This is a genomic window from Salmonella sp. SSDFZ54 (genome assembly GCF_004010735.1).
In the GTDB taxonomy this organism is placed as follows: domain Bacteria; phylum Pseudomonadota; class Gammaproteobacteria; order Enterobacterales; family Enterobacteriaceae; genus Salmonella; species Salmonella enterica.
Genome location: NZ_CP034822.1, coordinates 1 through 9,606, shown reverse-complemented (window position 1 = coordinate 9,606; position 9,606 = coordinate 1). Strand labels below are relative to the sequence as shown.

Annotated in this window: 9 protein-coding genes and 1 pseudogene; 4 read left to right on the top strand and 6 right to left on the bottom strand. The window is 47.4% G+C overall.

The window, feature by feature from the left end:
• Positions 1-480 precede the first annotated feature (480 nt).
• Positions 481-1,362: a GTPase family protein gene (locus tag EOS97_RS26465; RefSeq protein ID WP_031612478.1), complete on the top strand. Its 882-nt coding sequence runs from the start codon at positions 481-483 to the stop codon at positions 1,360-1,362.
• A 115-nt stretch (positions 1,363-1,477) separates the two neighbouring features.
• Here the strand turns inward: EOS97_RS26465 and EOS97_RS26460 are convergent, their stop codons facing one another.
• Together EOS97_RS26460 and EOS97_RS26455 are read right to left on the bottom strand one after the other, a co-directional pair.
• The gene (locus tag EOS97_RS26460) at positions 1,478-2,011 is read right to left on the bottom strand and encodes a hypothetical protein (protein ID WP_075814658.1); all 534 of its coding nucleotides are present in this window, start codon (positions 2,009-2,011) and stop codon (positions 1,478-1,480) included.
• Positions 2,012-2,013: 2 nt separating this feature from the next.
• Positions 2,014-2,940, bottom strand: coding sequence for a MobA/MobL family protein (locus tag EOS97_RS26455; RefSeq protein ID WP_031612481.1), 927 nt, complete (start codon positions 2,938-2,940; stop codon positions 2,014-2,016).
• Between the two features lie 175 nt (positions 2,941-3,115).
• Here EOS97_RS26455 and EOS97_RS26450 point away from each other — a divergent pair, with 175 nt between their 5' ends.
• Entirely contained in the window at positions 3,116-3,514 is a 399-nt protein-coding gene (locus EOS97_RS26450) for a hypothetical protein (protein WP_001560793.1), read from the top strand.
• Positions 3,515-3,707: 193 nt separating this feature from the next.
• On the opposite strand, the gene EOS97_RS26445 is transcribed toward EOS97_RS26450, so the two are convergent.
• Positions 3,708-4,643, bottom strand: coding sequence for a replication initiation protein (locus tag EOS97_RS26445; RefSeq protein ID WP_031612480.1), 936 nt, complete (start codon positions 4,641-4,643; stop codon positions 3,708-3,710).
• Positions 4,644-5,300: 657 nt separating this feature from the next.
• Here EOS97_RS26445 and EOS97_RS26440 point away from each other — a divergent pair.
• Positions 5,301-6,182 carry a GTPase family protein gene (locus EOS97_RS26440; RefSeq protein WP_031612478.1) on the top strand — a complete coding sequence of 294 codons (882 nt, stop codon included), beginning with the start codon at positions 5,301-5,303 and terminating at the stop codon, positions 6,180-6,182.
• Between the two features lie 115 nt (positions 6,183-6,297).
• On the opposite strand, the gene EOS97_RS26435 is transcribed toward EOS97_RS26440, so the two are convergent.
• Positions 6,298-6,831 carry a hypothetical protein gene (locus EOS97_RS26435; RefSeq protein ID WP_075814658.1) on the bottom strand — a complete coding sequence of 178 codons (534 nt, stop codon included), beginning with the start codon at positions 6,829-6,831 and terminating at the stop codon, positions 6,298-6,300.
• 2 nt (positions 6,832-6,833) lie between these two features.
• On the bottom strand, positions 6,834-7,760 hold the full coding sequence (locus EOS97_RS26430; protein WP_031612481.1) for a MobA/MobL family protein: 927 nt from the start codon (positions 7,758-7,760) through the stop codon (positions 6,834-6,836).
• A 175-nt stretch (positions 7,761-7,935) separates the two neighbouring features.
• On the opposite strand from EOS97_RS26430, the gene EOS97_RS26425 reads away from it, so the two are divergent.
• Positions 7,936-8,334 (top strand): hypothetical protein, encoded by a 399-nt coding sequence (locus tag EOS97_RS26425; RefSeq protein WP_001560793.1) that lies wholly within the window; start codon positions 7,936-7,938, stop codon positions 8,332-8,334.
• A 193-nt stretch (positions 8,335-8,527) separates the two neighbouring features.
• Here the strand turns inward: EOS97_RS26425 and EOS97_RS26420 are convergent.
• Positions 8,528-9,436 (bottom strand): annotated as a pseudogene (locus EOS97_RS26420) (replication initiation protein).
• Between the last annotated feature and the right edge of the window lie 170 nt (positions 9,437-9,606).

The following is a 9,606-nucleotide window of genomic DNA, read 5'->3' as shown; positions in this document are numbered from 1 at the left end:
CGAACCCCTTAAAACGCTCTCAATCGCTTTCTGACGCAAAAAACGCAAAAATACAAGGAAACACCAGGGAAACCCCGAAAAATGCGTCAGAATTATTTTTATGGGGCTGCATAACTATGCACAAAAGTGATTCGCGAACAGTTTCAACCGTTCAGAAGGGCGAATGGGTCAAAACAGCAAATTTTCTCATCCATATCCTTGCATAGATGGATAAAACAGTTCGATATCAGCATCAGACACAATAATTGCCATAGTTCATCCCACCCTCTCTCCAAAGCAACATGACTAAAAAACAGTCTTGGGATAGTTTGTTTTCTGAGCTCCATGTACCCCACCTTTTTAGGAAATCGCTTAAAAGGTTTAGTCTCACAACAACCTGAACACAGCTCTAGATAACATTTATCGAATACAATAAAATACCACTTATAAAATAGGTGGTTTATTTATAAGTAATATTTCTTGACAATATAGGTTCTTAAAATGGAATATATTGATAAATCGACACTAAACAGCAAAGAAAAAATTAGACAAGCAATCGAAAAGAAAATAAGGGAAATAAAAGGTTACACGCCACGAGTCGGTATTTTTGGATCAACTGGCGTAGGTAAATCATCATTATGCAATGCATTATTTGGTCGTGATGTAGCCCCAGTCAGTAACGTCGCTGCTTGCACAAGAGAGATTCAAGAAATTCATATCAAGCCAGAAGATGGAAATGAGGGAGGACTTACGATAATAGACTTTCCTGGTGTTGGTGAAACCTTGGAAAGAGACAAAGAATATTATAATCTATACAAAGAGAATGTTGCAAAGTTAGACCTAGTTGTATGGGTAATAAAGTCTGATGAAAGGGCTTACGCAATTTCTCAAAAGGTATATAACGATATATTGCTACCTAATATAAAAAAATGTCCTGTTGTATTTTTCATAAACCAAATAGATAAAATAGAACCAACAGAAGACGATGAAGGTGAACTTCTTTGGGATAAAAAGAAAAACGAGCCGACAAAAGAGCAGTTAGCTAGTGTAAATGAGAAAATACTAGAAGTAAGTACTGCCTTTTCTGTTCCTGCTTCATACATTATACCTACATCAGTCAAAAGAAAGTTTAATATTTCTAAAGCAATGGAGACAATAATAGACATCCTCCCAAAGGAGAAAAAATATGCTCTCTATCGCGAAGCAGGAGAAGAAATAAAAACAGAAAAAATGGCAGAAAGCGCAGAAAAGGGCGTATGGGACACCATTAAAGAATGGACAGGTGAAGCCTGGGATAACGTAAAGGATGTAGTTGTTGAAGTAGTAGCTGCAACTGTTGTTGCTGCAGGTAAGAAAATACTATCAAAACTTAAATTCTGGTAATTCATTAAGATTCAGGATGATTACTATCCTGAATCTTAGTTATCAACGTTTCTTTTTCCAAGATCGGTTTTATCCGATGTGAACAGCGAACAATTCAAACACCTCACAGAGCGCGTCAGTTTTTCCGGCTCTTACCCGTGACAGTTTTCTCCGCCAGTTTATCTTCCAGTGTCACAACTTTCTGATACACCGCCGCTGTGGCGTTGTAGTTCCTGTCGAGAATTGTTTTCATCCCCCATCCGAGCACACTGAACATAACCAGAAAGGCCACTGACACCCCACCCAGCCATTTCCAGCTATACCCTTTAAGGGTGTTGTATTCCTGCACGATATTGCTGTGAATTGTCGCAATATCCCTGTTCAGGGCATCCGCGTTTGCCTTCATGTTTGCGACTGACTCTTCCAGCCGCTGAAAATCCTGACTGATGCGCTCACCTATCAGCCCTGCAATATCCAGCCTCTGCACTTCGTTTCTGACTTCATCCCTGACCTGTTTTGCCACACCGTCAGAAATATCCCGATATCCGCGAAGTGTTTCCCTTGCCACAGCCAGAGAATCAGCAACAGCTTTCTGTTGCTCCATTGCGGTATGTTGCAGATGCTCCACCGATAACAGGAGCGTGAGTAATTTTTCTTCTGTGCTGGCCATGTTCAGAATCCCATAGAAAATCCACGTGACGGTGATTTAACCCGTTCAGGTTCAGTTCGGTTCTGTCTGCTCACTCTGTCTCTCATGTCAAAGCCATGCTCCCGCGCAACATCATGTTGCAGCCTTCTGACCAGTTCATGTTGCTTAACCGGAGTGTCCAGCCATTCCCTGATGTCATGCCCGACCGTTCGCGCCTGTTCAAGATGGCGGGAATAGTCCGGTTCAGACCGTTTTTGCATGATGTCATGACGCTGGGCATCATCAAGCCGTCCGGCAGCTTCAAAACCCAGATGCACTTCGGGATGCCGTTCAATGCCCTGTTCTTTCAGCGTCCGGCAGTCAATGAAGCCCCTTTCAAAGCCATGCTTTCTCATATGTTCGTTGTGCTTCACCTCCCAGCGTTTTCGCAATTCCCTCAACTGCTCTTTTTGCTGAGTGAGAGTCAGGTTTCCGGAATCCTTTTTCGCACCTCCCCGCTCGGGATACCTGGCGTTATAGCGCCGGAAATACTGTTCCGGTGTACGGTCAATGCCATCATTCACACGCTGGCTCATCATGATATGCGCATGAGGCTGTTCGCCTCCGTCAATGCTCGCTTTCGGATTGTGAATGGCAAAACTCCAGGCGTGCCGTTCGCCGGCTTCCTGACGTACAAAATCCAGCACCAGCTCAAGGCGCTGTTCCGGTGTCAGTTCACGGGGCAGCGCGATTTCCAGTTCCCGATAAGTCGAACCGTTCGCTCGTTCAAACTGGTCAGCCGCCTGCCAGAAATGGGAAGGATTATCCCTGGCCCATTCCGGCATGTTTCCGTGCTCCGTGTATTCCAGATCTTTCCGTTTCGCATACTCCCCTTTGCGCTCGATGTAATCGGCGTGGTTTGCAGCCTGTCCCTTGCCTCCAAATTTAACGCTGAGGTGATAGGTTGCCACGGTTTCAGCCCTCCGCAGGAGCGCACTGTTTCTCGACGAAGGAGAGAAACATATAAGTGCGCTTCCTTCTAATTTCACGAATTAGAAGGAAGATACCCCCCTGCACCCACCGACCGCAAGCGATATACTGCACGACCACAACACACCGCAAAAAACACCAGGGAGCACCACGAACATGCGCATCAGCAACATCGAATGGCTGAAGAAACGGATCGGATTCATCAGGAAGCTCGGAGAACAGACCGCACGACAGAGACAGATTATTGACCTGCTCGACAACGAAGCAGGACTCACAGAACAGGAACGCAAACTCCTCCACGTACTGGCAACAGCGGAAAAAAACGACTTACAGGCACAGGAGAGCGAACGAAAACAGGCGGTCCAAAAACGAATCGAGGGAAAAAAACAACGACGAGAACGCAATCACCGGCTCTTTCTCGCGGCTGGGCTACTGATCGAAGCAGGACTGGTAGACACAAAAACAGGCGAGCTATGCTATAAAAAAGACAGGATATTACAGGCACTTAAGGAACTTAAGTACGATCTGGAGACATCCCCAAACCCAGACGCGTAAGTGCCTCCATCCGTGTTCCGATTCCCTGGTGCTTCCTCGCTCATTCGCTCGCTACGCTCGGTCATGAGACTGCGGCGAGCACTACCAGCGCAATCATGCGGAAAACAGCACCATTGCTGGGCTGAAAGGAGAAAACCGCCGGAAAGCCCTCAGCTCAAAAAGACGCCGAAAAGGCGCTGTTATCTGATATAGGCTATTTGTGCATTGCCCAATTACGGATCGTATTACGATGTACATTCAGCATCGCCGCAATAGCTTTCTGAGAATATCCATTCTCCAGCATACATAGCGCCATGAAACGCTTGTCATCGTAGGCTTCGCCTTTAGCGATACCACCTTTCCGGCCTCTCTTGGCCTGTATTTCTGGGGTGTGCGTATCAGCCACATACTGTGCGAAAGTTTCCGGCGTGAAGTTCCTGTGCGTGTATTTCGCAATGCTCTTGCCAATAGCCCGACATTCAGGCGGAGAAAGCGGAACGGGAAGCGATGCGTTGTACATTTCGACACGCTGAATCACGGCATCAAGCCACTGTGAGAATGCTGGCCAGCCCTGACGAATCGCCCTGTAAGCCCATTTGCGCGTCATTTCGAACAGATGGCAGTTTCGCCCCATCCCGTAATGTTTATCGATGCTACGGCGCGCTGAGGCGCTCAAATCGAGATAATCAGCCAGTTCATCGAGGGTATAGGCCTCCTCGCGCCACTCCATCACCTGCCATTCCAGGTGGAACGGATTTTTGCAAATCAGTCCGCTGTAGTTCACATCTGCACAAAGTTTCTCACACAGCGAACGTTCAATCGCAGCGGCGTATTTCAGCGCCTTAACCGAGCTGTCCGGCGCGGTTCTCACGGCGATATTGAGTGCGTAGAGCAGGTGAGCATGACCGTTCACAGGATTTTTTACGGTGATGTTCGGCGCGGGAGCGTTCCGGTCGCTCCAGTCAATCGCAGCTCCTACACGGTCAACGTCAAAAACCAGCCAGAACTGCGCATGAGGCTGGTTCTGCTGGATGTACCGCGCAAGAAGCGCACGCCCTTTGCCGGAGATGCGAAGACCAAAAGCGAGATCATCCGTGTGATAGGGACGGTGGGGTAAATTTTCTTCGAAGTATTGAAGCGCGGCGCTCATGTGTTACGATTCCTTCCAGGTTATCGACCGACATCGCCCCTGTATTTTCGTGAAAGTCTTGGCGGATAGACACGAATTTCAGGGGCGTTTGTTTTTCAGTCGCTTACACTACCCCCAACAACAAAACCTGTCGAGCCTTCCCGCAAAAACGATCCATTTACCATAACTCCTGTTGTACGAACCCCTTAAAACGCTCTCAATCGCTTTCTGACGCAAAAAACGCAAAAATACAAGGAAACACCAGGGAAACCCCGAAAAATGCGTCAGAATTATTTTTATGGGGCTGCATAACTATGCACAAAAGTGATTCGCGAACAGTTTCAACCGTTCAGAAGGGCGAATGGGTCAAAACAGCAAATTTTCTCATCCATATCCTTGCATAGATGGATAAAACAGTTCGATATCAGCATCAGACACAATAATTGCCATAGTTCATCCCACCCTCTCTCCAAAGCAACATGACTAAAAAACAGTCTTGGGATAGTTTGTTTTCTGAGCTCCATGTACCCCACCTTTTTAGGAAATCGCTTAAAAGGTTTAGTCTCACAACAACCTGAACACAGCTCTAGATAACATTTATCGAATACAATAAAATACCACTTATAAAATAGGTGGTTTATTTATAAGTAATATTTCTTGACAATATAGGTTCTTAAAATGGAATATATTGATAAATCGACACTAAACAGCAAAGAAAAAATTAGACAAGCAATCGAAAAGAAAATAAGGGAAATAAAAGGTTACACGCCACGAGTCGGTATTTTTGGATCAACTGGCGTAGGTAAATCATCATTATGCAATGCATTATTTGGTCGTGATGTAGCCCCAGTCAGTAACGTCGCTGCTTGCACAAGAGAGATTCAAGAAATTCATATCAAGCCAGAAGATGGAAATGAGGGAGGACTTACGATAATAGACTTTCCTGGTGTTGGTGAAACCTTGGAAAGAGACAAAGAATATTATAATCTATACAAAGAGAATGTTGCAAAGTTAGACCTAGTTGTATGGGTAATAAAGTCTGATGAAAGGGCTTACGCAATTTCTCAAAAGGTATATAACGATATATTGCTACCTAATATAAAAAAATGTCCTGTTGTATTTTTCATAAACCAAATAGATAAAATAGAACCAACAGAAGACGATGAAGGTGAACTTCTTTGGGATAAAAAGAAAAACGAGCCGACAAAAGAGCAGTTAGCTAGTGTAAATGAGAAAATACTAGAAGTAAGTACTGCCTTTTCTGTTCCTGCTTCATACATTATACCTACATCAGTCAAAAGAAAGTTTAATATTTCTAAAGCAATGGAGACAATAATAGACATCCTCCCAAAGGAGAAAAAATATGCTCTCTATCGCGAAGCAGGAGAAGAAATAAAAACAGAAAAAATGGCAGAAAGCGCAGAAAAGGGCGTATGGGACACCATTAAAGAATGGACAGGTGAAGCCTGGGATAACGTAAAGGATGTAGTTGTTGAAGTAGTAGCTGCAACTGTTGTTGCTGCAGGTAAGAAAATACTATCAAAACTTAAATTCTGGTAATTCATTAAGATTCAGGATGATTACTATCCTGAATCTTAGTTATCAACGTTTCTTTTTCCAAGATCGGTTTTATCCGATGTGAACAGCGAACAATTCAAACACCTCACAGAGCGCGTCAGTTTTTCCGGCTCTTACCCGTGACAGTTTTCTCCGCCAGTTTATCTTCCAGTGTCACAACTTTCTGATACACCGCCGCTGTGGCGTTGTAGTTCCTGTCGAGAATTGTTTTCATCCCCCATCCGAGCACACTGAACATAACCAGAAAGGCCACTGACACCCCACCCAGCCATTTCCAGCTATACCCTTTAAGGGTGTTGTATTCCTGCACGATATTGCTGTGAATTGTCGCAATATCCCTGTTCAGGGCATCCGCGTTTGCCTTCATGTTTGCGACTGACTCTTCCAGCCGCTGAAAATCCTGACTGATGCGCTCACCTATCAGCCCTGCAATATCCAGCCTCTGCACTTCGTTTCTGACTTCATCCCTGACCTGTTTTGCCACACCGTCAGAAATATCCCGATATCCGCGAAGTGTTTCCCTTGCCACAGCCAGAGAATCAGCAACAGCTTTCTGTTGCTCCATTGCGGTATGTTGCAGATGCTCCACCGATAACAGGAGCGTGAGTAATTTTTCTTCTGTGCTGGCCATGTTCAGAATCCCATAGAAAATCCACGTGACGGTGATTTAACCCGTTCAGGTTCAGTTCGGTTCTGTCTGCTCACTCTGTCTCTCATGTCAAAGCCATGCTCCCGCGCAACATCATGTTGCAGCCTTCTGACCAGTTCATGTTGCTTAACCGGAGTGTCCAGCCATTCCCTGATGTCATGCCCGACCGTTCGCGCCTGTTCAAGATGGCGGGAATAGTCCGGTTCAGACCGTTTTTGCATGATGTCATGACGCTGGGCATCATCAAGCCGTCCGGCAGCTTCAAAACCCAGATGCACTTCGGGATGCCGTTCAATGCCCTGTTCTTTCAGCGTCCGGCAGTCAATGAAGCCCCTTTCAAAGCCATGCTTTCTCATATGTTCGTTGTGCTTCACCTCCCAGCGTTTTCGCAATTCCCTCAACTGCTCTTTTTGCTGAGTGAGAGTCAGGTTTCCGGAATCCTTTTTCGCACCTCCCCGCTCGGGATACCTGGCGTTATAGCGCCGGAAATACTGTTCCGGTGTACGGTCAATGCCATCATTCACACGCTGGCTCATCATGATATGCGCATGAGGCTGTTCGCCTCCGTCAATGCTCGCTTTCGGATTGTGAATGGCAAAACTCCAGGCGTGCCGTTCGCCGGCTTCCTGACGTACAAAATCCAGCACCAGCTCAAGGCGCTGTTCCGGTGTCAGTTCACGGGGCAGCGCGATTTCCAGTTCCCGATAAGTCGAACCGTTCGCTCGTTCAAACTGGTCAGCCGCCTGCCAGAAATGGGAAGGATTATCCCTGGCCCATTCCGGCATGTTTCCGTGCTCCGTGTATTCCAGATCTTTCCGTTTCGCATACTCCCCTTTGCGCTCGATGTAATCGGCGTGGTTTGCAGCCTGTCCCTTGCCTCCAAATTTAACGCTGAGGTGATAGGTTGCCACGGTTTCAGCCCTCCGCAGGAGCGCACTGTTTCTCGACGAAGGAGAGAAACATATAAGTGCGCTTCCTTCTAATTTCACGAATTAGAAGGAAGATACCCCCCTGCACCCACCGACCGCAAGCGATATACTGCACGACCACAACACACCGCAAAAAACACCAGGGAGCACCACGAACATGCGCATCAGCAACATCGAATGGCTGAAGAAACGGATCGGATTCATCAGGAAGCTCGGAGAACAGACCGCACGACAGAGACAGATTATTGACCTGCTCGACAACGAAGCAGGACTCACAGAACAGGAACGCAAACTCCTCCACGTACTGGCAACAGCGGAAAAAAACGACTTACAGGCACAGGAGAGCGAACGAAAACAGGCGGTCCAAAAACGAATCGAGGGAAAAAAACAACGACGAGAACGCAATCACCGGCTCTTTCTCGCGGCTGGGCTACTGATCGAAGCAGGACTGGTAGACACAAAAACAGGCGAGCTATGCTATAAAAAAGACAGGATATTACAGGCACTTAAGGAACTTAAGTACGATCTGGAGACATCCCCAAACCCAGACGCGTAAGTGCCTCCATCCGTGTTCCGATTCCCTGGTGCTTCCTCGCTCATTCGCTCGCTACGCTCGGTCATGAGACTGCGGCGAGCACTACCAGCGCAATCATGCGGAAAACAGCACCATTGCTGGGCTGAAAGGAGAAAACCGCCGGAAAGCCCTCAGCTCAAAAAGACGCCGAAAAGGCGCTGTTATCTGATATAGGCTATTTGTGCATTGCCCAATTACGGATCGTATTACGATGTACATTCAGCATCGCCGCAATAGCTTTCTGAGAATATCCATTCTCCAGCATACATAGCGCCATGAAACGCTTGTCATCGTAGGCTTCGCCTTTAGCGATACCACCTTTCCGGCCTCTCTTGGCCTGTATTTCTGGGGTGTGCGTATCAGCCACATACTGTGCGAAAGTTTCCGGCGTGAAGTTCCTGTGCGTGTATTTCGCAATGCTCTTGCCAATAGCCCGACATTCAGGCGGAGAAAGCGGAACGGGAAGCGATGCGTTGTACATTTCGACACGCTGAATCACGGCATCAAGCCACTGTGAGAATGCTGGCCAGCCCTGACGAATCGCCCTGTAAGCCCATTTGCGCGTCATTCGAACAGATGGCAGTTTCGCCCCATCCCGTAATGTTTATCGATGCTACGGCGCGCTGAGGCGCTCAAATCGAGATAATCACCGTTCATCGAGGGTAAGGCCTCCTCGCGCCACTCCATCACCTGCCATCCAGGTGGAAACGGATTTTTGCAAATCAGTCCGCTGTAGTTCACATCTGCACAAAGTTTCTCACACAGCGAACGTTCAATCGCAGCGGCGTATTTCAGCGCCTTAACCGAGCTGTCCGGCGGGTTCTCACGGCGAATTGATGCGTAGAGCAGGTGAGCATGACCGTTCACAGGATTTTTTACGGTGATGTTCGGCGCGGGAGCGTTCCGGTCGCTCCAGTCAATCGCAGCTCCTACACGGTCACGTCCAAAACCAGCCAGACTGCGCATGGGGGTTTGCTGGATGTACCGCGCAGAGCGCACCCCTTTGCCGGAGATGCGGACCAAAAGCGAGATCATCCGTGTGATAGGGACGGTGGGGTAATTTTTCGAGATTGCGCGGCGTCATGTGTTACGTTCCTTCCGGTTACGACCGACATGCCCCTGTATTTTCGTGAAAGTCTTGGCGGATAGACCCGAATTTCAGGGGCGTTTGTTTTTCAGTCGCTTACACTCCCCCAACACAAACCTGTCGAGCCTTCCCGCAAAAACGATCCATTTACCATAACTCCTGTTGTA